24 protein-coding genes are annotated in these 25,871 nt (G+C 56.2%); 15 read left to right on the top strand and 9 right to left on the bottom strand.

Annotated elements, in window-relative coordinates; genetic code table 11:
• Window positions 1-9 precede the first annotated feature (9 nt).
• Window positions 10-426: a pyrimidine (deoxy)nucleoside triphosphate diphosphatase gene (locus CKK19_RS19100; RefSeq protein ID WP_022647800.1), complete on the top strand. Its 417-nt coding sequence runs from the start codon at window positions 10-12 to the stop codon at window positions 424-426.
• Here CKK19_RS19100 and CKK19_RS19095 read toward each other — a convergent pair.
• Complete coding sequence (locus CKK19_RS19095) at window positions 386-658, bottom strand: YnjH family protein (protein WP_022647799.1); 273 nt, start codon at window positions 656-658, stop codon at window positions 386-388. The genes CKK19_RS19100 and CKK19_RS19095 overlap by 41 nt on opposite strands.
• 225 nt (window positions 659-883) lie before the next feature.
• Here CKK19_RS19095 and gdhA point away from each other — a divergent pair, with 225 nt between their 5' ends.
• Window positions 884-2,227 (top strand): NADP-specific glutamate dehydrogenase, encoded by a 1,344-nt coding sequence (gene gdhA, locus CKK19_RS19090; protein ID WP_022647798.1) that lies wholly within the window; start codon window positions 884-886, stop codon window positions 2,225-2,227.
• Window positions 2,228-2,341: 114 nt separating this feature from the next.
• On the opposite strand, the gene CKK19_RS19085 is transcribed toward gdhA, so the two are convergent.
• The 3 genes from CKK19_RS19085 to CKK19_RS19075 all read right to left on the bottom strand — a co-directional run bounded on the left by CKK19_RS19085 (window position 2,342) and on the right by CKK19_RS19075 (window position 5,980).
• Window positions 2,342-4,264 carry a DNA topoisomerase III gene (locus CKK19_RS19085; RefSeq protein WP_063854042.1) on the bottom strand — a complete coding sequence of 641 codons (1,923 nt, stop codon included), beginning with the start codon at window positions 4,262-4,264 and terminating at the stop codon, window positions 2,342-2,344.
• Between the two features lie 4 nt (window positions 4,265-4,268).
• Window positions 4,269-5,312 carry a selenide, water dikinase SelD gene (gene selD, locus CKK19_RS19080; protein ID WP_022647796.1) on the bottom strand — a complete coding sequence of 348 codons (1,044 nt, stop codon included), beginning with the start codon at window positions 5,310-5,312 and terminating at the stop codon, window positions 4,269-4,271.
• Between the two features lie 116 nt (window positions 5,313-5,428).
• On the bottom strand, window positions 5,429-5,980 hold the full coding sequence (locus CKK19_RS19075) for an NAD(P)H nitroreductase (protein WP_022647795.1): 552 nt from the start codon (window positions 5,978-5,980) through the stop codon (window positions 5,429-5,431).
• Between the two features lie 167 nt (window positions 5,981-6,147).
• Between CKK19_RS19075 and sppA the strand changes: the two genes are divergently transcribed.
• The 4 genes from sppA (at window position 6,148) to CKK19_RS19055 (ending at window position 11,212) form a co-directional block, all read left to right on the top strand.
• On the top strand, window positions 6,148-8,004 hold the full coding sequence (gene sppA, locus CKK19_RS19070; RefSeq protein WP_058647222.1) for a signal peptide peptidase SppA: 1,857 nt from the start codon (window positions 6,148-6,150) through the stop codon (window positions 8,002-8,004).
• Between the two features lie 62 nt (window positions 8,005-8,066).
• On the top strand, window positions 8,067-9,083 hold the full coding sequence (gene ansA, locus CKK19_RS19065; RefSeq protein WP_023305945.1) for an asparaginase: 1,017 nt from the start codon (window positions 8,067-8,069) through the stop codon (window positions 9,081-9,083).
• Window positions 9,084-9,092: 9 nt separating this feature from the next.
• Window positions 9,093-9,734 carry a bifunctional nicotinamidase/pyrazinamidase gene (gene pncA / locus CKK19_RS19060; protein ID WP_063854043.1) on the top strand — a complete coding sequence of 214 codons (642 nt, stop codon included), beginning with the start codon at window positions 9,093-9,095 and terminating at the stop codon, window positions 9,732-9,734.
• A 224-nt stretch (window positions 9,735-9,958) separates the two neighbouring features.
• Window positions 9,959-11,212, top strand: coding sequence for a glycoside hydrolase family 18 protein (locus CKK19_RS19055; protein ID WP_063854044.1), 1,254 nt, complete (start codon window positions 9,959-9,961; stop codon window positions 11,210-11,212).
• Between the two features lie 51 nt (window positions 11,213-11,263).
• Here the strand turns inward: CKK19_RS19055 and CKK19_RS19050 are convergent, their stop codons facing one another.
• Window positions 11,264-11,536, bottom strand: coding sequence for a YeaC family protein (locus CKK19_RS19050; protein ID WP_022647791.1), 273 nt, complete (start codon window positions 11,534-11,536; stop codon window positions 11,264-11,266).
• Between the two features lie 41 nt (window positions 11,537-11,577).
• Window positions 11,578-11,991 (bottom strand): peptide-methionine (R)-S-oxide reductase MsrB, encoded by a 414-nt coding sequence (msrB, locus tag CKK19_RS19045; RefSeq protein ID WP_022647790.1) that lies wholly within the window; start codon window positions 11,989-11,991, stop codon window positions 11,578-11,580.
• A 341-nt stretch (window positions 11,992-12,332) separates the two neighbouring features.
• Here msrB and gapA point away from each other — a divergent pair, with 341 nt between their 5' ends.
• Both gapA and CKK19_RS19035 read left to right on the top strand, forming a co-directional pair.
• On the top strand, window positions 12,333-13,328 hold the full coding sequence (gapA, locus tag CKK19_RS19040; RefSeq protein ID WP_006809136.1) for a glyceraldehyde-3-phosphate dehydrogenase: 996 nt from the start codon (window positions 12,333-12,335) through the stop codon (window positions 13,326-13,328).
• Between the two features lie 74 nt (window positions 13,329-13,402).
• The gene (locus tag CKK19_RS19035; RefSeq protein WP_022647789.1) at window positions 13,403-14,287 is read left to right on the top strand and encodes a D-hexose-6-phosphate mutarotase; all 885 of its coding nucleotides are present in this window, start codon (window positions 13,403-13,405) and stop codon (window positions 14,285-14,287) included.
• A 66-nt stretch (window positions 14,288-14,353) separates the two neighbouring features.
• On the opposite strand, the gene CKK19_RS19030 is transcribed toward CKK19_RS19035, so the two are convergent.
• Window positions 14,354-15,100 carry a MipA/OmpV family protein gene (locus tag CKK19_RS19030; RefSeq protein ID WP_063854045.1) on the bottom strand — a complete coding sequence of 249 codons (747 nt, stop codon included), beginning with the start codon at window positions 15,098-15,100 and terminating at the stop codon, window positions 14,354-14,356.
• Between the two features lie 432 nt (window positions 15,101-15,532).
• Between CKK19_RS19030 and yeaG the strand changes: the two genes are divergently transcribed.
• The 3 genes from yeaG to CKK19_RS19015 all read left to right on the top strand — a co-directional run bounded on the left by yeaG (window position 15,533) and on the right by CKK19_RS19015 (window position 19,440).
• Window positions 15,533-17,467 (top strand): protein kinase YeaG, encoded by a 1,935-nt coding sequence (yeaG, locus tag CKK19_RS19025; RefSeq protein ID WP_006809140.1) that lies wholly within the window; start codon window positions 15,533-15,535, stop codon window positions 17,465-17,467.
• A gap of 89 nt (window positions 17,468-17,556) precedes the next feature.
• Complete coding sequence (locus CKK19_RS19020) at window positions 17,557-18,840, top strand: YeaH/YhbH family protein (RefSeq protein WP_225455203.1); 1,284 nt, start codon at window positions 17,557-17,559, stop codon at window positions 18,838-18,840.
• Between the two features lie 99 nt (window positions 18,841-18,939).
• Window positions 18,940-19,440, top strand: coding sequence for a YbaK/prolyl-tRNA synthetase associated domain-containing protein (locus CKK19_RS19015; protein ID WP_023299826.1), 501 nt, complete (start codon window positions 18,940-18,942; stop codon window positions 19,438-19,440).
• A gap of 20 nt (window positions 19,441-19,460) precedes the next feature.
• On the opposite strand, the gene yoaI is transcribed toward CKK19_RS19015, so the two are convergent.
• Window positions 19,461-19,562 carry a small membrane protein YoaI gene (gene yoaI, locus CKK19_RS19010; protein WP_017384693.1) on the bottom strand — a complete coding sequence of 34 codons (102 nt, stop codon included), beginning with the start codon at window positions 19,560-19,562 and terminating at the stop codon, window positions 19,461-19,463.
• Window positions 19,563-19,847: 285 nt separating this feature from the next.
• Between yoaI and CKK19_RS19005 the strand changes: the two genes are divergently transcribed.
• From CKK19_RS19005 to CKK19_RS18995, 3 genes are all read left to right on the top strand, one after another.
• On the top strand, window positions 19,848-21,179 hold the full coding sequence (locus tag CKK19_RS19005) for a glycoside-pentoside-hexuronide (GPH):cation symporter (protein WP_023305891.1): 1,332 nt from the start codon (window positions 19,848-19,850) through the stop codon (window positions 21,177-21,179).
• 15 nt (window positions 21,180-21,194) lie between these two features.
• Entirely contained in the window at window positions 21,195-23,231 is a 2,037-nt protein-coding gene (locus tag CKK19_RS19000; protein ID WP_063152009.1) for a TIM-barrel domain-containing protein, read from the top strand.
• A 106-nt stretch (window positions 23,232-23,337) separates the two neighbouring features.
• On the top strand, window positions 23,338-23,784 hold the full coding sequence (locus CKK19_RS18995; RefSeq protein ID WP_003857881.1) for a DUF441 domain-containing protein: 447 nt from the start codon (window positions 23,338-23,340) through the stop codon (window positions 23,782-23,784).
• Here CKK19_RS18995 and CKK19_RS18990 read toward each other — a convergent pair.
• Window positions 23,768-24,559: an AraC family transcriptional regulator gene (locus tag CKK19_RS18990; RefSeq protein ID WP_023305889.1), complete on the bottom strand. Its 792-nt coding sequence runs from the start codon at window positions 24,557-24,559 to the stop codon at window positions 23,768-23,770. The genes CKK19_RS18995 and CKK19_RS18990 overlap by 17 nt on opposite strands.
• 99 nt (window positions 24,560-24,658) lie before the next feature.
• On the opposite strand from CKK19_RS18990, the gene CKK19_RS18985 reads away from it, so the two are divergent.
• Window positions 24,659-25,846, top strand: coding sequence for a CynX/NimT family MFS transporter (locus CKK19_RS18985; protein WP_023299822.1), 1,188 nt, complete (start codon window positions 24,659-24,661; stop codon window positions 25,844-25,846).
• Window positions 25,847-25,871 lie beyond the last annotated feature (25 nt).

The following is a 25,871-nucleotide window of genomic DNA, read 5'->3' as shown; positions in this document are numbered from 1 at the left end:
TTGACGAACATGCTGAAAACACTCGATGTTGTTGCGGCCATCCTCGAAAAAGAGGGCAAGATCTTGCTGGCGCAGCGTCCCGAACATGCCGATCAGCCAGGAATGTGGGAATTTGCGGGCGGAAAGGTTGAAGCCGGTGAGACCCAGCAGGAAGCGCTGATCCGCGAACTACGCGAAGAGCTCGGCATTGAAGCCGTGCCCGCGCGGTATGTGGCAAGCCACCAGCGGGAAGTGTCGCAGCGGCTGATCCACCTCCACGCCTGGCACGTGCCGGAATTTAGCGGCGAGCTGAAGGCGCACTACCACTCGGCGCTGGTGTGGTGCACGCCAGAAGACGCGTTCACGTATGATTTAGCCCCGGCGGATATACCGCTTCTGGAAGCGTTTATTCTTTTACGCGACGCCAGACCAGCGGGTTTGTACTGAGGGTGCGCTCATCACGCTGGCACTGCAACAGCACGCCATCCGCCCTGACCACTGCGCCTTCGGAATAGTTTTGATCCTGATAGATACAGCACTGATTACACGGCTGCGCACGCTGTCCGCCAGCGCTAAAAACCTCTGGCGGCACGTTAACTTCGACATCCGGGCGAATGCGATCAGCCTGTGCCCCGGCGGACACCATCAAACATAACGCGGCCATTGCGAAACGGTTCATAGACTTAATTTCCTTTGCATCGTTTATATCTATAACGGTAGATCCTGACGGGATCTTTAATTTATCTCGTCATCGCTTTTGGTTATGACGCGCGGCTTGTCATTAATTTCCCTTTCGGCCTAAATTTCTGCTTGCCTCTCAAAGCGGTGCGGGTGGTATAGTCAAAAAAACGACACAAAACATCTCCGCCACACGCACAAATTATTATAAGAGGTTCTTATATCTATGGATCAGACACGCTCTCTGGAAAGCTTTCTTGCCCATGTTCAGCAGCGCGACCCGCACCAAAGCGAGTTTGCCCAGGCCGTTCGTGAAGTCATGACCACCCTGTGGCCCTTCCTTGAGGAAAATCCGCGCTACCGCCAGATGGCGCTGCTTGAACGTCTGGTGGAGCCAGAGCGCGTCATCCAGTTCCGCGTGGCGTGGGTGGACGATCGCAATCAGGTACAGGTCAACCGCGCGTGGCGCGTGCAGTTTAACTCCGCCATTGGGCCGTTTAAGGGCGGAATGCGCTTCCATCCCTCGGTGAACCTGTCGATTCTGAAATTCCTCGGCTTCGAGCAGACCTTTAAAAATGCGCTCACTACCCTGCCGATGGGCGGCGGTAAAGGCGGGAGTGATTTCGATCCGAAAGGCAAGAGCGAAGGCGAAGTGATGCGCTTCTGCCAGGCGCTGGTCACTGAGCTCTATCGCCACCTTGGGCCGGACACCGACGTTCCTGCCGGGGATATCGGCGTGGGTGGTCGTGAAGTGGGCTTTATGGCCGGGATGATGAAAAAGCTCTCCAACAACAGCGCCTGCGTCTTTACCGGCAAAGGTCTGTCGTTTGGCGGCAGCCTGATTCGTCCGGAAGCGACGGGTTACGGTCTGGTCTATTTCACTGAAGCGATGCTTAAGCGTCACGGGCTGAGCTTCGAGGGGATGCGCGTGGCGGTCTCCGGCTCCGGCAACGTGGCGCAGTACGCTATCGAGAAAGCGATGGAGTTTGGCGCGCGCGTAGTGACCGCCTCCGACTCCAGCGGCACCGTGGTGGATGAAGCTGGCTTCACAGCAGAAAAACTGGCGCGTCTGTGCGAAATCAAAGCCAGCCGTGACGGCCGCGTGGCGGATTATGCCCGAGAGTTTGGCCTGACCTATCTGGAAGGTAAACAGCCGTGGGGTGTGCCGGTGGATATCGCCCTGCCGTGCGCGACGCAAAACGAGCTGGACGTGGATGCCGCCCGGACGCTGATTAGCAATGGCGTGAAGGCGGTAGCGGAAGGGGCAAATATGCCCACCACCATTGAAGCGACCGATCTGTTCCTGGACGCGGGCGTACTCTTTGCGCCAGGCAAGGCGGCGAACGCGGGCGGGGTGGCAACATCCGGTCTGGAAATGGCACAAAACGCCGCGAGAATGGGCTGGAAGGCGGAGAAAGTGGATGCCCGTCTGCACCACATTATGCTTGATATTCACCATGCCTGCGTGGAGTACGGCGGTGAGGCTTCACAGACCAACTACGTGCGCGGTGCCAACATCGCCGGGTTCGTGAAGGTGGCCGATGCGATGATCGGGCAGGGTGTGATTTAGTTTCGCTGCATTCTCGCCCTTGCAGGCCCGGTAAGCGTTAGCGCCACCGGGCTTTTTTCAGGCCGCAGAGCTGCTTTTTGCCGGGTGGCGGCTTCGCCTTACCCGGCCTACGGTTTAAGCGGTGGTATTTTTGGCTGCGCTTTTTTTCTTTTTGAACGGTTTCTTCGCCCCGCCACCCGGGGCAACCATCCCCCGGAATCGCTTCACTGGCGTGCTGCGCGCCTGATCAATCAGCTGATAAAGCGTCCCCACCAGCGGCTGCATAAAGTCCTGGTAACGGCACTGCTTTTCGCTGATCTGCGTCAGCACCGACTCCCAGTGCGCGGTCATGTCCGGTCTGGCGGCCAGCTCTGGCAAGGAGTGAATCAGTGCCCGGCCCGGCTCTGTCGAATGGATATAGCGCCCTTTTTTCTCGAGAAAACCACGCTTAAACAGCAACTCGATAATCCCCGCGCGGGTTGCTTCCGTACCCAGACCGTCGGTGGCGCGGAGGATCTTCTTTAGATCTTTATCCTGCACAAAACGGGCGATCCCGGTCATGGCCGAAAGCAGCGTCGCATCGGTGAAGTGGCGCGGCGGCTGGGTCTGACGTTCAACCACTTCGCCTTTTTCGCACAGCAGTTCATCGCCTTTGGCTACGACCGGCAGCGGCGTGCCGTCGTTCTCTTCGTCACGCTCTTTGTTGCCGAGCAGCGTGCGCCAGCCCGCTTCCGCGAGGAAACGCGCTTTGGCGATAAATTTGCCTTTGGCAATTTCCAGCTCAATAACGCACTTGCGGAAAACCGCGTCCGGGCAGAACTGCATCAGATACTGACGCGCGATCAGGTTATAGACCTTTGCTTCGTTGTCGGTCAGGTTGACGTTGCTGGTGCGCGCCGTCGGGATTATCGCGTGGTGGGCATCGACTTTTTTATCGTCCCAGCAGCGGTTATGGGTATCCGGGTTTACCGCCGGTTGCGGCAACAGATCCGGCGCATGGACACCAATGGCATTCATCACCGAGTGGCGTCCGGCGAAGTGTTCCTCCGGCAGATAGCGGCTGTCCGAACGCGGATAGGTGATCAGCTTGTGGGTTTCATAGAGCTTCTGGCAGATATCGAGCACGTTCTGCGCGCTCAGGCCAAACTTTTTCGCGGCCTCGATCTGCAACGCCGAAAGGGAGAACGGCAGCGGTGCGGGCTCTGATTCCCGTTTGTCGTTATAGCTGGTAACGATCGCGGGCTGGCCGGTAATGCGGTTAACCACGTGCTCCGCCAGCGGACGATGTAGCAGCCGCCCCTCTTCGTCCTGATATGACTCACAGGCATCGCTCGGCTGCCAGACGGCGGTAAAGCGTTCGTCTTTCGGCGTGACGATATGCGCTTTGACTTCGAAGAAGTCTTTGGCGACGAAATTTTCGATCTCTTCGTCGCGACGCACCACCAGCCCCAGCACCGGGGTTTGAACACGCCCAACAGAGAGTACGCCCTGATAGCCCGCATTGCGTCCCAGGATGGTGTAGGCGCGGGTCATGTTGATCCCGTACAGCCAGTCGGCACGCGCACGCGCCAGCGCGGAGACACACAGGGGAATAAATTCGCTGTTGGCGCGCAGGCGCGAAATCGCGCGCTCCACCGCCTGCGGGTTGAGGTCGTTAATTAAACAGCGCTGCACCTGCTGGCGCTTTTCCGGTGCCAACTCCAGGTAGTCGAGCACTTCGTCGACAAGCAGTTGCCCTTCCCTGTCCGGGTCACCCGCGTGGACCACTTCCGTCGCCTCATGCAGGAAACGCTTAATGACGTTGAGCTGTTTGGTGACGGAAGGACGCGGTTGCAGACGCCACTTTTCCGGCACGATCGGCAGATCGTTGAGGTTCCAGCGGGCGTAGCGGTTGTCGTAGACATCCGGCTGCGCCTGTTCAAGCAGGTGACCGATACACCAGGTGACCACCTGCCCGTTACCGCATTCGATAAAACCATCACCTTTGCGATGCGGCTTGGGCAGCACGTCGGCGATGGCTCGCGCCAGACTCGGCTTTTCGGCAATAAACAACCGCATCGAATTAACGGATCTCAATCATCGGGCGGCCACCGCGGGCGGTCACCAGCTCGCCAATGGCCGTCAGGGTGATGCCAAACTCGGCCGCCGTTGCCTGAACGTCAGCTTCTGCTTCCGGCGTCACCGCCAGCAGCAGGCCGCCGGAGGTTTGCGGATCGCACAGCAGATTGCGCCACGCTTCCGGCATTTCGCCCATTAAATGGCCGTAGCTGGCGAAGTTGCGCTGCGTCCCGCCCGGAACGGCGCCCTGAGCAATGTACTCTTCCACGCCCGGCAGCTTCGGCACATCCTGATACCAGACCTGCGCCTGCACGCCCGCGCCCTGACAGACTTCAGAGAGGTGTCCCAGCAGACCAAAGCCGGTCACGTCGGTCATGGCCTTCACGCCGTCGATACTGGCGAATGCCGCACCGGCAAGGTTCATCTGGCACATCACTTCCGTTGCCAGACCAATATGCTCGGGCTTCAGCAGGGATTTTTTCTCGGCGGTTGTCAGTACGCCAATGCCCAGCGGCTTGGTGAGGAACAGCTTGCAGCCCGCCTGCGCGGTGCTGTTGCGCTTCACGCGTTCGGTCGGCACCACGCCGGTGACGGCCAGGCCGAAGATCGGCTCCGGCGCATCGATAGAGTGACCACCGGCCAGGGCAATACCCGCCTGCTGGCAGGCAAAGCGTCCGCCTTCGATGACATCGCGGGCAATCTCCGGCGGGAGGGTGTTAATCGGCCAGCCCAGAATGGCGATCGCCATAATCGGCTTACCGCCCATCGCGAAGATATCGCTGATGGCGTTGGTGGCCGCAATGCGTCCGAAGTCGAACGGGTTGTCGACAATTGGCATAAAGAAGTCAGTGGTGCTGATAATGCTGGTGCCGTTACCTAAGTCATAAACCGCTGCATCGTCACGCGTTTCGTTACCGACAAGCAGGTTCGGGTCGACAAACTTCGCCTGTTCACTGTGCAGGATGGTCTCCAGCACTTTCGGGGAAATTTTACAACCGCAACCGGCTCCGTGGCTGTATTGCGTTAAACGAATGGTTTGCTCGCTCATGGACGTCTCCTGTCATCTCAATCGCGCTATGGTAGCGCTCATTCCATAAAGAGGTAAGTATGACTGTCTGAATTCTGCGGCGGATGCTCAGAATCCAGACAGTTTAGCGCGTGTAATTAAAAACGGCTGACGAAAGGCGTGGTGTCCGGCACGCTAATGGTGCTGGAGGCTTTAAGTTGCGGGGTGCCGAGATAGAGGAAGCCGACAATTTTATCGTGTTCACCGCAGGAGAAGCCTTCCCGCACGGCGGCGCTCCCGGTCAGCGGCCCGGTACGCCAGATGCCGTTAAAGCCCTGCGCGACGGCGGCCATCTGCATTGCCATTACCGCGCAACCGGCAGACATCTCCTGCTCCCAGACCGGCACTTTATGGTCGGCCTGGCATTTAGCGACTACCGCGATGATCATCGGCGCACGGAACGGCGCGTTACGGGCTTTATCAATCCCCTTCTCATCCTGGCCTGCGGCAACCGCCCCCTGCTCCAGCAGCTGGCTGAAGCGGTCGCGCCCTTCGCCTTCAATAATAAAGAAGTGCCAAGGCTGCAATGTGCCATGGTCCGGCGCACGCATTCCGGCACGCAGAATGTTTTCCAGCTGTTCGCCGACGGGGGCCGGGTCGGCCAGGCGGGAAGCGCTACGACGGTTAACAAGCAGTTCAAGTGCGTCCATTGGTTAACTCCTTTCGTGAAATTTACTCACAAAATTAACACGACAGCAGAATTTGTTACAGCGTGGCAGGCGATTCCTGCTGACAAGTGGCGGTTGGGTCATTACGATAACCGCACATTACCGTCCTGTGGCGACGGAAACAGTCCTTTTCTGGTTAGGGAGAATACATGCGAACCCTTTGGCGAATCTTTGCCGGTTTCTTTAAATGGACGTGGCGACTGCTCAACTTCGTCCGCAACCTGGTGATGAATATCTTCTTCATCTTCCTGGTCCTGGTATGCGCAGGTATCTGGATGCATCTCAGCAGCGCCAGCCAGGCGCAGAATTCGACGCGCGGCGCACTGCTCCTTGATATCACCGGGGTGATTGTTGATAAGCCATCGACCAGCAACCGTCTGGGCGTGATTGGCCGCCAGCTGTTCGGCGCGACTTCAGACCGCCTGCAGGAAAACTCCCTGTTTGATATCGTCGACACGATCCGTCAGGCCAAAGACGATCGCAACATTACCGGTATCGTGCTGGATCTGAAAGATTTTGCCGGAGCCGATCAGCCTTCGATGCAGTACATCGGGAAAGCGCTGCGGGAATTCCGCGACAGCGGTAAACCGGTCATTGCCGTCGGCGACAGCTACACCCAGGGGCAATATTATCTGGCGAGCTTTGCTAACAAAATCTGGCTCTCTCCGCAGGGCACGGTCGATCTGCATGGCTTCGCCACAAATGGTCTGTACTACAAATCGCTGCTCGACAAGCTGAAGGTCACTACCCACGTCTTCCGCGTCGGGACCTATAAATCTGCCGTGGAGCCGTTTATCCGTGATGATATGTCCCCTGCCGCCCGTGAAGCGGACAGCCGCTGGATTGGCGAGCTGTGGCAGAACTATCTCGGCACCATTGCCGCTAACCGTCAAATGACCGCTGAGCAGGTCTTCCCGGGCGCGCGCGGTGTGCTGGAGGGCCTGCGCAAAGTGGACGGCGATACAGCGAAATACGCGCTTGATAACAAACTGGTCGATCGGCTGGGTTCCAGCGCTGAAATCGAAAAAGCGCTGACCAAACAGTTCGGCTGGAGTAAAGAGGACAAGAACTACAGCGCCATCAGCATGTATGACTACGCCGCGAAAAAGCCGGATGACAGCGGTGACAGCATCGCCGTGGTGTTTGCTAACGGGGCCATTATGGACGGTGAAGAAACGCCGGGGAACGTCGGCGGGGACACCACCGCGTCGCAGATCCGCGATGCGCGTCTGGATCCGCAAGTGAAGGCGATTGTCCTGCGGGTGAACAGCCCTGGCGGCAGCGTCAGCGCCTCCGAGGTGATCCGTGCTGAGCTGGCCGCCGCGCGTGCCGCGGGCAAGCCGGTCGTGGTCTCGATGGGGGGCATGGCGGCTTCAGGGGGGTACTGGATCTCGACGCCAGCCAACTACATTGTGGCTAACCCAAGCACGCTGACCGGCTCGATTGGCATCTTCGGCGTGATCAACACCGTAGAGAACAGCCTGGATTATCTCGGCGTTCATACCGACGGCGTTTCCACCTCGCCGCTGGCGGATGTGTCCGTGACTAAATCTCTGCCGCCTGAGGTGTCCGAGATGATGCAGCTCAGCATTGAGAGTGGCTATAAGCGCTTCATCACGCTGGTGGCGGATTCCCGTAAAAAGACGCCAGACCAGATTGACCAGATCGCGCAGGGCCACGTCTGGACCGGCCAGGATGCGAAGAGCAACGGTCTGGTAGACAGCCTGGGTGACTTCGACGATGCCGTGAAGAAAGCGGCGGAACTGGCGAAGCTCAAGCAGTGGCACGTTGACTATTATCAGGACGAACCGACGTTCTTCGATATGGTCATGGACAGCATGTCCGGCTCCGTCCGCGCCATGCTGCCGGAAGCGCTTCAGGCGTATCTGCCGGCGCCGGTGGCGACGGCGGCTAAAGCCATGAAAGCGGAGAGCGATAAGCTCGCGACTTTCAACGATCCGCAAAGCCGTTACGCGTTTTGCCTGACCTGTGCGAACGTGCGTTAAAAACCGTCCCCTCTTCCCGTGAAGAGGGGATTTTTTCTTTTGAAGAACAAGAACTCATTACCATGCAGAAGAAATCAATATATGTCGCCTATACCGGCGGTACCATCGGTATGCAGCGCTCAGAAAATGGCTATATCCCGGTTTCTGGCCACTTGCAGCGCCAGCTGGCGCTGATGCCTGAATTCCACCGTCCGGAAATGCCGGACTTTACCATCCACGAATATGAGCCGCTGATGGACTCCTCCGACATGACGCCGGAAGACTGGCAGCATATTGCGGACGATATTAAAGCCCATTACGACCAGTACGACGGCTTCGTGATCCTGCACGGCACCGACACCATGGCGTTCACCGCCTCGGCGCTCTCCTTCATGCTGGAGAACCTAGGCAAGCCCGTCATCGTGACCGGTTCGCAGATCCCGCTGGCGGAACTGCGTTCAGACGGGCAGATCAACCTGCTTAACTCCCTGTACGTGGCCGCAAATTACCCGATCAACGAGGTAACGCTGTTCTTCAACAACCGACTGTACCGCGGGAACCGTACCACTAAAGCGCACGCTGACGGCTTTGACGCGTTTGCCTCACCTAACCTGCAACCGCTGCTGGAAGCGGGGATCCATATCCGTCGTCTGGGCACGCCGCCCGCGCCAAATACTGCAGGCGAGCTGATCGTTCACCCGATCACCCCGCAACCGATTGGCGTGGTGACGATTTATCCGGGTATTTCCGCCGACGTGGTGCGCAACTTCCTGCGCCAGCCGGTGAAGGCGCTGATCCTGCGCTCCTATGGCGTGGGTAACGCCCCGCAGAACGGTGAGTTCCTGAAAGAGTTGCAGGAGGCGAGCGATCGCGGGATTGTGGTGGTGAACCTCACTCAGTGTATGTCCGGTAAGGTCAATATGGGCGGCTACGCCACCGGCAACGCCCTGGCGCACGCTGGCGTGATCAGTGGTTTCGATATGACCGTTGAGGCAACGCTGACTAAACTTCACTATTTACTGAGTCAGGATCTGGATATTGATTCCATTCGCCGCGCCATGATGCAAAACCTGCGCGGTGAACTGACGCCGGACGAATAAGGAGTTCCCATGAAGCAACGCGCCCTGTTACTGGTCGATTTGCAAAATGATTTCTGTGCGGGTGGTGCGCTGGCCGTCGCGGAAGGCGACAGCACTGTAGACATCGCGAATTCGCTGATTGAGTGGTGTAAGGCTCGTGGTGAAGCGGTGGTGGCGAGTCAGGACTGGCATCCGGCAAACCACGGCAGCTTTGCCAGCCAGCACAACGTTGAGCCTTACAGCCAGGGCGAACTGGACGGACTGGCGCAAACCTTCTGGCCCGATCACTGCGTGCAGCAGACGGAAGGCGCTGAGCTGCATCCGCTGCTGAACCAGAAAGCCATCGACGCGGTGTTCCACAAAGGTGAAAATCCAACCATCGACAGCTACAGCGCATTCTTCGATAACGGTCACCGCCAGAAGACGGCGCTTGACGCATGGTTACGCCATCATGAGATCACCGAGCTGATTGTGCTGGGCCTGGCGACGGATTACTGCGTGAAGTTCACCGTGCTGGATGCGCTCCAGTTGGGCTATACCGTGAATGTCATTACCGACGGCTGTCGCGGGGTGAATATTCAGCCGCATGACAGCGCCCAGGCGTTTATGGATATGGCCGCAGAAGGCGCAACGCTGTATACGCTGGCTGACTGGATGGAGACGCAGGCGTAAGCTTTTTTAGCCGTGTGGCGGCTTCGCCTTACCCGGCCTACTTTCTCTGGTTTTGTAGGCCGGGTAAGCATCAGCGCCACCCGGCAAAACCCCCTCCCCGATCTCCCATAAAGTGAACTCCCTCGCATCACAAGCGAGGCGGCGATGGTATTCTCTTCAGGCTGTTTTTTCGCCACGCCTTTTCTGTGGCGTGGTTATTTTTATTCAGTCAAAGAGGAACTTATATGAAACGTTTGCCCTTGCTGGCAGCATTACCCTTGCTTTGCGCGTCACTGGCTTCCGCCGCGCCCCTGATGTCCGTGGGCTACTTCAATGGCGGTGGCGATGTTACCGCCGGACCGGGTGGCGATATCAATAAACTCGATGTCCGCCAGATCACACACCTCAACTACTCGTTTGGTCTGGTCTATAACAACGAGAAAGACGAGACCAACCCTGCACTGAAAGATCCGGCAAGACTGCATCAAATCTGGTTATCACCCAAGGTGGCATCCGACCTGGCGTTACTTCCTCAGCTTCGTAAACAAAACCCGAATTTAAAAGTGCTGCTTTCCGTTGGCGGCTGGGGCGCACGTGGTTTTTCTGGCGCAGCGGCTACCAAAGAGAGCCGCGCGGTGTTTATTCGCTCCGCGCAGCAGATCGTCAGTCAATACGGCCTGGACGGGATCGATCTCGACTGGGAGTTCCCGGTCAACGGCGCGTGGGGACTGGTCGAGAGCACCCCTGCCGACCGGGATAATTTCACCGCGCTGTTAAAAGAGATGCGTGACGCGTTTGGTAAGAAAAAACTGGTCACGATTGCGGTGGGCGCAAATGCAGAAAGTCCGAAAAGCTGGGTGGATGTGAAGGCCATTGCCCCCCTGCTTGATTACATCAACCTGATGACCTACGACATGGCGTACGGGACGCAGTATTTTAACGCGAATCTGTATGACTCCAGCGCCTGGCCAACGGTGGCTGCCGCAGACAAATACAGCGTTGATTTTGTGGTGAATAACTATCTGGCCGCCGGCCTTAAGCCGCAGCAAATGAACCTCGGAATCGGTTTTTACGGTCGTGTACCGAAGCGCGCCGTTGAACCGGGTATCGACTGGAGTAAACCGGACGCGCAAAACAATCCGGTCACCCAGCCCTACTTCGGGCCGCAGGAACTGGGCCTGTTCAAATCGCTTGGCTATGACCTGACCAAAGATACCTACGTGAAATACAACGATATCGTCCGCAAACTGCTAAACGATCCGCAGAAACGCTTTACCGAACACTGGGACGAACAGGCGAAGGTACCGTGGCTGTCGGTAAAATCCGCCGACGGGAAGGCGCTGTTTGCGATCTCCTATGAGAACCCGCGTTCCGTGGCGATTAAAGCAGATTACATCAAGGAGAAAGGTCTCGCCGGGGCGATGTTCTGGGAGTATGGCGCGGATGACAACAACCAGTTAGCGAAGCAGCTGGCGGAGTCGCTTGGGATCCCGCACTAAGGTGTAGTGTGCCGGGTGGCGGCTTCGCCTTACCCGGCCTACATAGGAGATTTATTTGAAGGTTGCAATCGGCTTCGGCGTGATGCCGAAGTCTTCTTTCAGTTCGCGCTTACTTTTCATCACCATCTGACCGTTAGTGTCGATGGTCATGTGCTGGGCGTTGGTATTGTGACGCGCCTGCCACAGCATCACCAGCTGCAAGCTGTTCTCTTTTTGCTCAGGTGTGAGCGCCACACCGTCCGGCCATTTTCCCAGCTCAACGGCCGTCACCAGGCGCTGATAAACCTCCGGGGTCATGCCTGCAATCATGTCATCAATATTCACGATCTCTCCCTTTCAAAGGAATAATTTGCTGAATCGTTTTTTCAACCCTTGGTCTGGTCGCCGTTTTCGTCATCGGTAAAGCTCATCGAAGCCGAATTTACGCAGAAACGCTCCCCCGTCGGCTGCGGGCCATCCGGGAAGACATGCCCGAGATGGGCGTCGCAATTCCCACAACGAATTTCGGTGCGCACCATGCCGTGCGAGGAGTCCGTCAGATAGCGGATCGCATCATCGCTGACAGGCTCGTAAAAGCTTGGCCAGCCGCAGCCAGAATCGTACTTAGTCTGGGAGTTAAACAGCGGTGCATCACACACCAGGCAGTGGTAGACGCCTTCCCGTTTATTGTGCAGCAAACGCCCGGTAAACGGCGGTTCCGTGCCGTGATTTTGCGTTACGTAAAACTGCATCTCTGTAAGGTTTTTTTTCAAATCGTCGGGGTTATGTTGGTTCGACATATGCTTACATCTCGCTGTTGAAACAGACATCTTTTAACCCAGATTCTAACAAAACATTAACACCCGCGCGTGCACTTTTGATCTAAACTTATGTGTCGCGAAAAGGCGGTCAGGCAATTGTGATCAATTTCACATTTTAATCCTGCGAGGCCTTTAAAATTCCGGGCGCAGCCCCCATGTGGTTGCTAGCTCAAAGGGAAAGTGAGGCGAGTCAGTCGCACAAACGTTAGTCACAGGATTGATTTGTCGCAATGATTGACACGATTCCGCTTGACGCTGCGTAAGGTTTTTGTAATTTTACAGGCAACCTTTTATTCACTAACAAATAGCTGGTGGAATATATGACTATCAAAGTAGGTATCAACGGTTTTGGCCGTATCGGCCGTATTGTTTTCCGTGCTGCTCAGAAACGTTCTGACATCGAAATCGTTGGTATCAACGATCTCCTGGACGCTGAATACATGGCGTACATGCTGAAGTACGACTCAACTCACGGTCGTTTCGACGGCACCGTTGAAGTGAAAGACGGCCACCTGGTTGTTAACGGCAAAACCATCCGCGTTACTGCTGAGAAAGACCCAGCTAACCTGAAATGGAACGAAATCGGTGTCGACGTTGTAGCTGAAGCTACCGGTATCTTCCTGACCGACGAAACTGCACGTAAACACATCACTGCGGGTGCGAAGAAAGTTGTTCTGACTGGTCCTTCCAAAGACAACACCCCAATGTTCGTTCGCGGTGCAAACTTCGAAACTTACGCTGGCCAGGACATCGTTTCCAACGCATCCTGCACCACCAACTGCCTGGCACCGCTGGCTAAAGTTATCAACGACAACTTCGGCATCATCGAAGGTCTGATGACTACCGTTCACGCTACCACCGCTACTCAGAAAACCGTTGATGGCCCGTCTCACAAAGACTGGCGCGGCGGCCGTGGCGCGGCTCAGAACATCATCCCATCTTCTACCGGTGCTGCTAAAGCAGTAGGTAAAGTACTGCCAGAACTGAATGGCAAACTGACTGGTATGGCGTTCCGCGTTCCAACTCCTAACGTATCCGTTGTTGACCTGACCGTTCGTCTGGAAAAAGCTGCTTCTTACGAAGAAATTAAGAAAGCAATCAAAGCTGCTTCCGAAGGCCCAATGAAAGGCGTTCTGGGTTACACCGAAGACGACGTTGTATCTACCGATTTCAACGGCGAAGTGTGCACTTCCGTGTTCGATGCTAAAGCAGGTATCGCACTGAACGACAACTTCGTGAAACTGGTTTCCTGGTACGACAACGAAACTGGCTACTCTAACAAAGTACTGGACCTGATCGCTCACATCTCCAAATAAGTTGAGATGAGTGCTTGATCCTAAAAGGCGACTTCGGTCGCCTTTTTTATTGTTTTTAGACAGAGGATTGCTTAATGATTAATAAAATTTTTGCACTTCCGGTAGTCGAACAACTTACCCCTGTGCTCTCCCGCCGTCAGATTGACGGCGCCGATATCATCGTCGTCGATCATCCGCGCGTTAAAGCCTCCGTAGCGCTCAATGGCGCCCACCTGCTCTCCTGGAAACCAGAAGGCGAAGAAGAAGGCCTGTGGCTGAGCGAGGCCACCTCGTTCAAAAAAGGGGCGGCGATCCGTGGCGGCGTACCGATCTGCTGGCCATGGTTTGGTCCGTCAGCGCAGCAGGGATTGCCGTCTCACGGTTTCGCCCGTAACCAGCAATGGACGCTGAAAGCCCACAACGAAGATGATAACGGCGCGGTGTTGACCTTTGAACTTCAGGCAAATGATGAAACGCGCGCCCTATGGCCACATGAATTCACCCTCTATGCCCGCTTCAAGCTGGGTAAAACCTGCGAGATTGAACTGGAAGCGCACGGCGAATTCGAAACAACGTCCGCCCTGCACACCTATTTCAACGTAGGCGACATTCAGGCCGTTAAGGTGAGCGGACTTGGCGATACCTTTATCGACAAAGTGGACAACGCGAAAGAAGGCAGGCTGGACGACGGCGTTCAGAGCTTCCCGGACCGTACCGATCGCGTGTATCTGCACCCGGAAGCCTGTAGCGTCATCCACGACAGCGCGTTGAACCGCGGCATTGACGTGGTTCACCACCACCATAGCAACGTGGTGGGCTGGAACCCGGGCCCTGCCCTTTCCGTCAGCATGGCAGATATCCCGGATGACGGTTACAAGACCTTCGTGTGTGTGGAAACCGCGTGCGTGACCGCCCCGCAGAAAACCAGCGAAGAAAAACCGTCCCGCTTAGGCCAGACGATCAAGATTGTGAAGCGCTAATATTTATCAGGCATCATAAAAAACAAACGGGGCGCAAGCGCCCCGTTTTAATACATCACGTTCTGGTCAGAACTTGTAGGTCACACCCACGGAGAAGATGCCGGACCAGGACTTGTCGACCATCGGGCTGTCCTTCACTTCGTCGCTCAGACGGGTATAACGGCCAGTACCGTACACGTTCCAGTCACCGAGGAAGTTATACGAGGCGGTGAGTTCCAGGTACGGATCCCAGCCATCATCAGCGCTGTAGCTCTTCAGACCACTGCGGCGAGACTCATCCTTTGACACACCATAGTAGTAGTCATTGTAATTCTCGCTGCTGTACTGCACACCGATACCCGGCGTCAGGGTCACCGCGCCGTTGGTATAGCGATAAAGCCACGCCAGATCCCAGATGAAGCCATTGCTGTTGTCCAGGGTATCGCCCGCCAGCGCCGTGCGCAGGAAGCCATACTGGGTGTTATGCACATATGAAAGCCCGGCCATCAGTGAGCTTCTGCGCTTGTCCAGCTGACGAAGCGCATTGCTGTCGCTGTCGCCTGGTTTAAAGTACGTTGGGTCGTAATAGGCCATGATGGAGAGCTTATCGGCCGTATCGTTCCACAGATAGTAGCCGCCGCCCAATCCACGGAACCAGAAGTTATCGCCTTCATAGGTGACAACGGGGACAGGATAAACGTCGCGGTCATACTGCTTGTACGGGCTGTTGATCACGCCAGCACCCGCGCCAACAGTCCACTGGCTCTCAGCCTGTACGGTGCTCGCTGCGGTCGCGGCAAGGATGCCCAATGCCAGAAGTTTGAGTTTGGTCACAATCCATTCTTTCCTGTAGTCAAATAATCAGCGGGTGAAGTGTAACCGCCATTCCCGTACATCCCAAAATTTTTTGCGCGCGAATCCATTTGATTAACCCGTTATTTTTCATTTTTCAGATGACATCCCGCTTTCATTTATGTGACCGATAAATGAAAAACCCCCTTTTCGCTTATAACCGCAGTGGAAATTTTTGGATGAGTTATTGATATGTCATTGAAAGTAGATTTTATCCGTATGCAAGTTTTGCAATTGCCATCTACGCTTTAATTTAAGAAGAGGTTTTGCTGAACACCCTGCGGTTCATAGCCTTCGACCTGGCACACAGGTTGCTGCTCTGGCAGTGAGGTGCGAAAGATTCTCTTCCGGGAGCCTCCACTACTCATACGAACGGCTCTTATCCTGTGCTAAAAAACGAAAGGACGGCATGCCATGAATATATTCGATCACTATCGCCAGCGCTACGAAGCTGCCAAGGACGAAGAGTTCACACTGCAGGAGTTTCTTACCATTTGTCGGCAAGATCGCAGTGCCTATGCCAATGCGGCAGAACGGCTATTGATGGCTATCGGTGAGCCAAACATGGTTGATACTGCCCTGGAGCCACGGCTTTCCCGTCTTTTTTCGAATCGGGTAGTCGCCCGATACCCGGCGTTTGAAGAGTTCTATGGTATGGAAGATGCCATTGAGCAGATCGTCTCCTACCTGAAGCATGCCGCTCAGGGGCTGGAAGAGAAGAAACAGATCCTTTACCTGCTGGGTCCCGTCGGCGGGGGTAAATCCTCCCTGGCTGAACGGCTGAAAGCGCTGATGCAGCGCGTGCCGATCTATGTGCTGAGCGCCAACGGCGAGCGCAGCCCGGTCAATGACCATCCGCTGTGCCTGTTTAATCCGCAAGAGGATGCGCAAATTCTGGAAAAAGAGTTTGGCATTCCGCATCGCTATCTCGGTACGATCATGTCGCCGTGGGCGGCAAAACGCCTGCACGAGTTTGGTGGGGACATCACCAAATTCCGCGTCGTGAAAGTGTGGCCGTCTATCCTCGAGCAGATCGCCATTGCTAAAACTGAACCCGGTGACGAGAACAACCAGGACATCTCGGCGCTGGTGGGTAAAGTCGATATCCGTAAGCTGGAACATCACGCGCAAAACGACCCGGATGCCTATGGCTATTCCGGTGCGCTGTGCCGCGCCAACCAGGGGATTATGGAATTCGTCGAGATGTTTAAAGCACCGATCAAAGTGCTGCACCCGCTGCTGACCGCCACCCAGGAGGGGAACTACAACGGGACGGAAGGTATTTCCGCCCTGCCGTTTAACGGGATTATCCTCGCCCACTCGAACGAATCTGAATGGGTGACCTTCCGTAACAACAAAAACAATGAGGCGTTCCTTGACCGCGTGTACATCGTCAAAGTGCCTTATTGCCTGCGGATCTCCGAGGAGATCAAGATTTACGAAAAACTGCTCAACCACAGTGAGCTGGTCCATGCCCCCTGCGCACCGGGAACGCTGGAAACGCTGTCGCGCTTCTCGATTCTGTCGCGCCTGAAAGAGCCGGAAAACTCCAGCATTTACTCCAAAATGCGCGTGTATGACGGCGAAAGCCTGAAGGATACCGACCCGAAAGCCAAATCGTACCAGGAATACCGCGATTACGCCGGGGTCGACGAAGGGATGAACGGTTTGTCGACGCGTTTCGCGTTTAAGATCCTCTCCCGCGTCTTTAACTTCGACCACGCGGAGGTGGCCGCCAACCCGGTTCATCTGTTCTACGTGCTGGAACAGCAAATTGAACGTGAACAGTTCCCACAGGAGCAGGCTGAACGCTACCTGGAGTTCCTGAAAGGCTACCTGATCCCGAAATACGCCGAGTTTATCGGCAAAGAGATCCAGACCGCCTACCTGGAATCCTATTCCGAATACGGCCAGAACATTTTCGATCGGTACGTCACCTACGCTGACTTCTGGATCCAGGATCAGGAGTACCGCGACCCGGATACCGGCCAGCTGTTTGACCGTGAATCCCTGAACGCAGAGCTGGAAAAAATTGAGAAACCGGCCGGGATCAGCAACCCGAAAGACTTCCGAAACGAGATTGTGAACTTCGTGCTGCGCGCCAGAGCGCATAACAACGGCCGCAATCCAAACTGGACCAGCTACGAAAAACTGCGCACAGTTATAGAGAAGAAAATGTTCTCTAACACGGAAGAGCTGTTGCCGGTTATCTCGTTCAACGCCAAAACCTCAACCGACGAGCAGAAAAAGCACGACGATTTTGTCGACCGTATGATGGAAAAAGGCTATACGCGCAAACAGGTCCGCCTGCTTTGTGAATGGTATCTGCGCGTGCGTAAATCGTCTTAAAACAAGTGCCCGGTAACGCGCTTACCGGGCCAACAAAATGTCCGGCACTTACGGACGCTGCAAGTTGGCAAATGCAGTACGGGGGATATATGACCTGGTTTATTGACCGGCGTCTTAACGGCAAAAACAAGAGCACGGTGAATCGCCAGCGCTTCTTGCGCCGTTATAAAGCGCAAATTAAACAGTCGATCTCCGAGGCCATCAACAAACGCTCGGTGACCGACGTCGACAGCGGCGAATCCGTCTCCATTCCCAACGATGACATCAGCGAACCGATGTTTCATCAGGGGCGTGGCGGTCTTCGCCATCGCGTGCACCCAGGTAATGACCACTTCGTCCAGAATGACAGAATCGAGCGGCCACAAGGCGGAGGCGGCGGTTCTGGCAGCGGTCAGGGACAGGCCAGGCAGGACGGTGAAGGCCAGGATGAGTTCGTCTTTCAGATTTCAAAAGACGAATATCTCGACCTGCTGTTTGAGGATCTGGCCCTGCCGAATCTGAGAAAGAATCAGCACCGTCAGCTCAACGAATACAAAACCCATCGCGCGGGTTATACCGCAAACGGGGTGCCCGCCAACATCAGCGTGGTGCGTTCACTGCAAAACTCGCTGGCGCGACGCACGGCGATGACGGCAGGCAAACGTCGCGAACTGCGCGAGCTGGAAACCAACCTGAAAGTGGTGGAAAACACCGAACCGGCGCAACTACTGGAAGAGGAGCGCCTGCGAAAAGAGATTGACGAACTGCGGGCGAAGATCGACCGGGTGCCGTTTATCGACACGTTCGACCTGCGCTATAAGAACTACGAAAAACGTCCGGAGCCTTCCAGCCAGGCGGTGATGTTCTGCCTGATGGACGTGTCAGGTTCAATGGATCAGGCCACCAAGGATATGGCTAAGCGTTTTTATATTCTGCTCTATCTGTTCCTGAGCAGAACGTATAAGAACGTGGAGGTGGTCTACATCCGTCATCACACTCAGGCGAAAGAGGTGGATGAGCATGAGTTTTTCTACTCGCAGGAGACCGGTGGCACCATCGTGTCGAGCGCCCTGAAGCTGATGGATGAGGTGGTGAAGGAGCGCTACGACCCGGCGCAGTGGAACATCTACGCCGCCCAGGCATCGGATGGCGATAACTGGGCGGATGACTCGCCCCTGTGTCATGAAATTCTGGCGAAGAAGATCCTGCCGGTGGTGCGCTACTACAGTTACATTGAAATTACCCGTCGCGCCCACCAGACGCTGTGGCGAGAGTATGAGCATCTGCAAGCGATGTTCGATAACTTTGCGATGCAGCACATTCGTGACCAGGATGACATCTATCCGGTCTTCCGGGAACTGTTCCAGAAACAGTCTTCCACCAGCAACGCATGAATCAACAGCCAGCGCTCCCGCTGGCTGTTTTCTTTCAGCCCTCTCCCTCCCGTGCTAATGTAGCAAGCTACGTATTGGCTAATCACAGGTGAAATCGTTATGTCTGATGACGTGACCGGGACGACAACCCATCAGCAGCTAATCAGCTTATTAACCGAGCAGGAGGCGCACTTTCGTGTGGTGGCGCATGAGGCCGTAGGGAAATGCGAAGCGGTCAGTGAAATTCGCGGGACCGATCTCCGCCAGGGAGCAAAAGCGCTGGTCTGTAAGGTAAAAGGCAACGGCGTTAAGAAACATATTCTGGCAATCCTCGCCGCCGATCGGCAGGCCGATCTGAGCCTGCTGGCCAGCCATTTCGGAGGGCTTAAGGCATCTCTCGCCAGTCCGGCCGAAGTGGATGCGCTTACCGGCTGCGTTTTCGGCGCCATTCCCCCCTTCAGCTTTCACCCGGATCTGACGCTGGTCGCCGATCCGCTGCTGTTTGAGCGCTTTGACGAGATCGCCTTTAACGCCGGTCTGCTGGAAAAATCGGTGATTATGGATACCCAGGACTATCTGCGTATCGCCCGTCCTGAACTGGTGTCGTTCCGTAAACAATAAATACAGAGGCTGGCTAACGGTCAGCCGTTTTCCAGCAGCAGCACGGAAGCAATCAAAATAATCGCGATGATAAAAAACGATGAGGAGATAATCAGCGTTTCGACAAACATAGGATCGTTCATGATGCCCTCTGCCTTGCCCATTTCCCTTTTTTTTACTCCCGCAAAATGACAGTTAAATGACAATGACGCGTTCGCGAAATGACAATTTTTCGCTGAAACGATTCGCTGTTAACTCCCCTCCCCCGTTTAAAGTCACTGTTTAAATACTTTATTTGTTACCGGTATCACGAAAAGAAATTTACGTAACCCCGATGCCAGATCTCGCAATTGTTAACCTTTTCATGATGGTTAACCTTGTTTACGGAGCACCTCATAAATAAACCTTACACTGGCAAGGTGAATACAATGACCGAGATAATTACCCGTAAAGAAAAAATCAGTTATGGGTTAGGCGATATGGCGAGCCATATTGGGCTGGATAACGTCATTATTTTTCTGACGTTTTACTATACGGACGTGGTGGGGTTACCTGCCGCATTCGTGGGCACTATGTTTCTTCTGGCGAGAACCGCCGATGCCATAATTGATCCGGCGATGGGCTATATCGCAGACAGGACGCGTACCCGCTGGGGAAAATTCCGCCCCTGGATGCTGTGGCTGGCGCTGCCCTTTGGCGCAAGCTGTCTGCTGACCTACGCCGTGCCGGCGTCGCTCGACCTGCACGGTAAAATGATTTTCGCCACCGTCAGCTATACCCTGATGATGCTGATGTATACCGCAATCAATATTCCCTATTGCTCCATGGGCGCGGTGATTACGCCCGACAACGATGCGCGAATTTCCCTTCAGTCTTATCGCTTTTTCCTTGCCACGCTGGGTGGTGCGTTGTCGACATTCTTTATGATGCCGCTGGCAGAGTTTTTAGGCGGCGACGATAAATTACTGGGCTACCGCTGGGCGATGGCCATTATGGCGACCGTCGCGGTCATCATGTTCTGGATCTGCTTCGCGAATACGCGTGAACGTATTAAGGCTCCCGCCACCCACAATAATTATCTTGCGGAACTACGGGATTTATTACGAAACGACCAATGGCGAGTTGTCGCCGTCCTGGTATTAACCAATATTGGTTTTGGCGTTATTCGCCTTGGCGCAATGATGTATTTCGTCACTTATTATCTCGGTAGCGCAAGCTATTTTATGTGGATGCTCGGGGCGCATATTCTCGGGAAAGCCGCAGGCAGCGCGCTGGCCAAACGTCTGACGCAGAACGTCAGCAAAGTGCAGATGTTTGGATATTGTTCCGTACTGGCGGGGGTACTCAGCATCGCCCTGTTCTTTGCGCCTAAGTCGGTGCTTATTCTGGTGCCCATGACGTTTATCGTCTCCACCCTTTACCAGGCCACCACCACGCTAATGTGGGTGATGATGGCGGATGTCGCCGATTACGGCGAATGGAAACAGGGCAAACGCATGGACGGCGTGATCTTCTCCACCTTCCTCGCCGTACTCAAGCTGGGGATGGCGATCAGCGGCGCGATTGTTGGCTGGACGCTGGGCTTAAGCGGCTATGTTGCCAATGCCCCGGAACAAACCACCACGGCCATGTACTGCATCATCGCCCTCTTCACCGTCGTACCTGGCATCTTGTCGCTCTGCGCGTTTGCCACGCTGCGCTGGTACAAGCTCGACGACAGCACAATGCAATCCATCCATCTCGCCAAACACCCTGTTTAGAAGGACGCATTATCCATGAGTGAGCTGATTCAACATTCCAACTGTATCGAATGGCGTTTTGAACGCCAGATCCTGCGCATCGAACCCTGGGGAGAAAACAGTCTTCGCGTCAGGGCCACCTGCTCCCCGGCATTTGATGACGCCTTACAGGCACTGTTACCCGCCGCCCCTTGCCAGGCCGAGATTGTCGCCGAAGCGGAAAGCCTGACGCTGCGCAACGGCAATATTACCGCGACCCTGAACCTTAAAGGTCAGTTGGCCTTCTACAATCAGCGCGGCGAACTGCTGCTGGAGGAGATGTGGCGCCAGCGTTCAACGGTGGGTATCGGTGCCAGCGAGAAGAGTCAGGATAAATATGTCAGCGCCCTGAAGCTGGATGGCCGCGAATTTAAACCGCTGATGGGCGGCAAATATCAGCTCACCGTCCGGTTTGAATCGCGTCCGGATGAACGCATCTATGGCATGGGTCAGTATCAACAGCCGTGGCTGGATCTGAAAGGCTGTACGCTGGAGCTGGCTCAGCGCAACTCCCAGGCCAGCGTGCCCTTTATGCAGTCCAGCCTTGGCTATGGCCTGCTGTGGAACAACCCGGCGATTGGTGAAGCCAGCTTTGCAAAAAATCAGACGGAATGGCGCGCCCGCGTCACAGGAGAGATGGACTACTGGATCACCGCCGCTGACACGGTGGCGGAGATCACCCGCCAGTATGTGAAAGCCACCGGTACTCCGCCCCCCGCCCCGGCGTTTATCAGTGGACTGTGGCAGTGCAAATTGCGATACCGCACCCAGCAGGAGGTGCTTGAGGTTGCGCGGGAGTATCGCCGCCGTAATCTGCCGCTGTCGGTGATGGTCATCGACTTTTTCCACTGGCCGAATCAGGGCACCTGGTGCTTCGACCCCGTAGACTGGCCCGATCCTGAAGGCATGGTCGACGAGCTGCGCGAAATGGGTATTGCGCTGATGGTGTCGGTGTGGCCAACGGTAGAGGCGCGCAGCCCCCTCTACCCGCTGATGAAAGCCAAAGGCTGGCTAGTCAGCAGTGAGCGCGGCGTGCAGGTCAACCTCGATTTTATGGGCAATACCACCTTCTTTGATGCGACCCATCCAGAGGCGCGGAAATTCGTCTGGGATACGGTGAAGAAAAATTACTACGACATGGGCATTAAGCTGTTCTGGCTGGACGAAGCGGAGCCGGAATATCGCGCCTATGATTTTGACAACTATCGCTACCACGCCGGTCCGGTACTGGAAGTGGGCAATCGCTACCCGCGTGACTTTGCGCAGGGCTTTTACGATGGGCTCCAGGCAAACGGCGAAACCGACATTGTTAACCTGGTACGCTGCGCCTGGGCTGGCAGCCAACGCTTCGGCGTGCTGGCGTGGTCGGGTGATGTCCACTCCTCGTTCCATGCTTTTCGCAATCAACTCGCCGCAGGACTGAATATGGGGCTGGCGGGGATCCCATGGTGGACGACCGATATCGGCGGCTTCCAGGGAGGGAACGTTAACGACCCGGCATTCCATGAATTGCTGATCCGTTGGTTCCAGTGGGCGGTGTTTACACCGGTACTGCGCATGCACGGCTATCGCGAACCGCAGATCCAGCCCCCGGAGCGCTACCGTGACGGCATTCCTCAGTGTAACAGCGGTTCGCCTAATGAGCTGTGGAGTTACGGAGAAGAGAATTACGCCATCATGCAGCACTGGCTTACCGTGCGCGAAACCCTGCGCCCGTATATTGACGCGTTGTACCGGCAGGCTCATCTGCACGGAGACCCGCTCATGCGTCCGCTGTTCTGGCACTATCCGAAGGATAAGCAGAGCTGGGCGTGTGAAGATCAGTATCTGTTTGGTGAAGATCTTCTGGTGGCGCCGGTTATGCAGGCCGGTCAGCGTGAGCGCGATGTCTGGCTGCCGACGGGCAATAGCTGGATCGCCCTCAACGGTGAGCGCTACGCCGGTGGGGAGCATATCCGGGTGCCTGCGGCGCTGGAAACCATCCCGGTGTTTATCCGCGAAGGGAGTCCGCTTATCCAGCAACTGGTGGACTGACGTCAGGCAAGTGCCCAAAAATAGACAATTTTTTCAGTAAAGCCTGCCTGCCGTCGCGTTTACGCGTAAAGTAAGCAGGCTTACTATTTTTGGCAAGGATCCCGTCATGTTCGACCCTACACTACTCATACTTCTGGCCCTGGCTGCTCTGGGTTTTGTCAGCCACAATACCACCGTCGCGATTTCCATTCTGGTCCTGATCATCGTTCGCGTCACACCGTTGAACACCTTCTTCCCGTGGATAGAAAAACAGGGGCTTACCATCGGGATCATTATTTTGACCATCGGTGTGATGGCCCCGATTGCCAGCGGAACGCTACCGGCCTCAACGCTGCTGCACTCCTTTGTGAACTGGAAATCGCTGGTGGCGATTGCAGTGGGCGTTTTTGTCTCATGGCTTGGCGGGCGCGGCGTGACGCTGATGAGCAGCCAGCCTTCTCTGGTGGCCGGGCTGCTGGTGGGCACCGTGTTAGGCGTGGCGCTGTTTCGTGGCGTGCCGGTTGGCCCGCTGATTGCTGCCGGACTGGTTTCGCTGTTTATCGGGAAGTCGTAGTCAGGCTGGCGATATAGCGGGCGGGCGTCTGTCCCAGTCCTTTCTTGAACATGGTGATAAAGGCGGTGGTGGAGTCATACCCCAGCGCCTGCGCCGCCTGCTGAACCGACTTTCCGCCGATCAAAAACTGCAATGCGACAATCAGCTGGAGCTGGTGTCGCCAGCGGCGAAAGCTTAAGCCGGTCTCTTTCACCACCAGTCGCGCCAGATTGCGCTCGCTCATGGCAAAGTGGCTGGCCCACTGCGCCAGCGTCTGCCAGGCGGCAGGTTCGTTTGCCATGGTCTCACTCATCAGACGAATTTTCGGATGCGGAGATACCGGCAGCTGGAGATGCTCCTGCGGTTGCAGGGGCAGTTCATCAAACAGGACGTCAACCAGCCTTCCGGTAGCGGGAAGAGGCAGTTCCTCCTGTGACCTGTCCGCGAGCGCCAGCACCAGCTCCCGCACCAGGGGCGATATTTTCAACGTACAGGTACGCGTCGGCAATTCGAGCGCGCCGGGTTCAATAAACAGCAGGCAGAGCTGCGCGCCGGGCGTCGCCTTGTTGCTGTGCGGCGTTTGACCCGGGATCCACACCGCATACTGGGGCGGCACCATCAGCATCGCGTTCTCTACTTCACAGGTGATCGCTCCTCCCAGCGCCATAATCAGCTGCCCTTTGCGGTGCTGATGCAGCGGAATGTACTGTTCTTGTGCCACCACGCGGATGCGAAAGGCCACCGCCGCGTCGTGCTGGCTATCGGGATCGTAGCCGTCGAGTCCCAGTCCATACATAAAGTTGTCCGATATTAGCGATAAACTGTCATTTTAGCCTGATTTCAACCACGACTTAAATCGGTATGGTATGCGCTCGCCTGAACGTAAGAGACAATAATGACTACTGCTATTCAACCTTCCGGGAAACAGGGCGCGCTGCTGGTTGCAGGCATCCTGATGATCGCCACGACGCTGCGCGTCACCTTTACCGGGGTCGCCCCCCTGCTCGACACCATCCGACAGGACTATGGCTTAAGCACGGCGCAAACCGGCCTGCTCACAACGCTGCCTCTGCTGGCCTTCGCCTTTATCTCTCCCCTTGCCGCAGGCGTCGCCCGGCGCCTGGGCATGGAGCGCAGCCTTTTTATCGCTCTGCTGCTGATTTGCATCGGGATTGGCGTACGTTCGCTGCCGTCGGCCTCGCTGCTGTTTATCGGTACGGCGATCGTGGGCTGTGGGATTGCGCTGGGCAATGTCCTGTTACCCGGATTAATCAAACGTGATTTTCCGGGCCAGGTCGCAAAACTGACGGGGGCTTATTCGCTGACGATGGGGGCTGCCGCTGCCGCAGGGTCGGCGCTGATCGTCCCGCTGTCGCTGGGGAATGCTGGCTGGCACGGGGCGCTGTTGATGCTGATGTTCTTCCCGCTGGTGGCGCTGCTGCTGTGGTTACCGCAATGGCGCCAGAGGCCGGCCGCCACCCTGACCGGCGCGGGCGCGTTGCACAATCGGGCAATCTGGCGCTCGGCACTCGCCTGGCAGGTGACGCTTTTTCTGGGCATTAACTCGCTGATTTACTACGTCATTATCGGCTGGTTACCCGCGATTTTACTTAGCCACGGCTACAGCGAAACGCAGGCTGGCTCCATGCACGGACTTCTCCAGCTGGCAACCGCTGTTCCCGGTCTCGCCATTCCGCTGATCCTGCACCGTCTTAACGATCAGCGTGGCATAGCCGGGCTTGTCGCTCTGATGTGCGCCGTCAGTGCGGCCGGGTTCTGGTTCGCGCCGGGGCTGGCCGTCGTCTGGACGCTGGTGTTTGGCTTTGGATCCGGCGCCACCATGATCCTCGGCCTGACGTTTATCGGACTGCGGGCCAGCTCGGCCCATCAGGCCGCCGCGCTCTCCGGCATGGCACAGTCGATTGGCTATCTGCTGGCGGCCTGTGGCCCACCGCTGATGGGGAAAATTCACGATACCGCCGGAGACTGGCGCATTCCGCTGCTGGCCTGCGCGCTGGCTGCGGTAGTGATGGCCCTGTGCGGCATGCTGGCCGGGCGTGACCGGGAGATCACACCCCGCTGACATTCAAGGCAGACCTGACGGTCTG

This window comes from Enterobacter sp. CCUG 70166 (assembly GCF_020224095.1).
Lineage (GTDB): Bacteria > Pseudomonadota > Gammaproteobacteria > Enterobacterales > Enterobacteriaceae > Enterobacter > Enterobacter intestinihominis.
Note: the sequence above shows the minus strand (reverse complement) of the source record. Positions and strands in the feature narration are given on the sequence as shown.

Excerpts from the sequence above, each read along its gene's own strand:
- CKK19_RS19055 (WP_063854044.1), top strand. The coding sequence starts at position 9,959 with ATGAAACGTTTGCCCTTGCTGGCAGCATTACCCTTGCTTTGCGCGTCA.
- CKK19_RS19015 (WP_023299826.1), top strand. The coding sequence starts at position 18,940 with ATGTCTGATGACGTGACCGGGACGACAACCCATCAGCAGCTAATCAGC.
- CKK19_RS19020 (WP_225455203.1), top strand. The coding sequence starts at position 17,557 with ATGACCTGGTTTATTGACCGGCGTCTTAACGGCAAAAACAAGAGCACG.
- CKK19_RS18985 (WP_023299822.1), top strand. The coding sequence starts at position 24,659 with ATGACTACTGCTATTCAACCTTCCGGGAAACAGGGCGCGCTGCTGGTT.
- CKK19_RS19035 (WP_022647789.1), top strand. The coding sequence starts at position 13,403 with ATGATTAATAAAATTTTTGCACTTCCGGTAGTCGAACAACTTACCCCT.
- yoaI (WP_017384693.1), bottom strand. The coding sequence starts at position 19,562 with ATGAACGATCCTATGTTTGTCGAAACGCTGATTATCTCCTCATCGTTT.
- msrB (WP_022647790.1), bottom strand. The coding sequence starts at position 11,991 with ATGTCGAACCAACATAACCCCGACGATTTGAAAAAAAACCTTACAGAG.
- CKK19_RS18990 (WP_023305889.1), bottom strand. The coding sequence starts at position 24,559 with ATGTATGGACTGGGACTCGACGGCTACGATCCCGATAGCCAGCACGAC.
- selD (WP_022647796.1), bottom strand. The coding sequence starts at position 5,312 with ATGAGCGAGCAAACCATTCGTTTAACGCAATACAGCCACGGAGCCGGT.
- gdhA (WP_022647798.1), top strand. The coding sequence starts at position 884 with ATGGATCAGACACGCTCTCTGGAAAGCTTTCTTGCCCATGTTCAGCAG.
- CKK19_RS19005 (WP_023305891.1), top strand. The coding sequence starts at position 19,848 with ATGACCGAGATAATTACCCGTAAAGAAAAAATCAGTTATGGGTTAGGC.
- ansA (WP_023305945.1), top strand. The coding sequence starts at position 8,067 with ATGCAGAAGAAATCAATATATGTCGCCTATACCGGCGGTACCATCGGT.
- CKK19_RS19075 (WP_022647795.1), bottom strand. The coding sequence starts at position 5,980 with ATGGACGCACTTGAACTGCTTGTTAACCGTCGTAGCGCTTCCCGCCTG.
- CKK19_RS18995 (WP_003857881.1), top strand. The coding sequence starts at position 23,338 with ATGTTCGACCCTACACTACTCATACTTCTGGCCCTGGCTGCTCTGGGT.
- CKK19_RS19085 (WP_063854042.1), bottom strand. The coding sequence starts at position 4,264 with ATGCGGTTGTTTATTGCCGAAAAGCCGAGTCTGGCGCGAGCCATCGCC.
- sppA (WP_058647222.1), top strand. The coding sequence starts at position 6,148 with ATGCGAACCCTTTGGCGAATCTTTGCCGGTTTCTTTAAATGGACGTGG.
- CKK19_RS19000 (WP_063152009.1), top strand. The coding sequence starts at position 21,195 with ATGAGTGAGCTGATTCAACATTCCAACTGTATCGAATGGCGTTTTGAA.
- pncA (WP_063854043.1), top strand. The coding sequence starts at position 9,093 with ATGAAGCAACGCGCCCTGTTACTGGTCGATTTGCAAAATGATTTCTGT.
- CKK19_RS19100 (WP_022647800.1), top strand. The coding sequence starts at position 10 with ATGCTGAAAACACTCGATGTTGTTGCGGCCATCCTCGAAAAAGAGGGC.
- yeaG (WP_006809140.1), top strand. The coding sequence starts at position 15,533 with ATGAATATATTCGATCACTATCGCCAGCGCTACGAAGCTGCCAAGGAC.
- CKK19_RS19095 (WP_022647799.1), bottom strand. The coding sequence starts at position 658 with ATGAACCGTTTCGCAATGGCCGCGTTATGTTTGATGGTGTCCGCCGGG.
- gapA (WP_006809136.1), top strand. The coding sequence starts at position 12,333 with ATGACTATCAAAGTAGGTATCAACGGTTTTGGCCGTATCGGCCGTATT.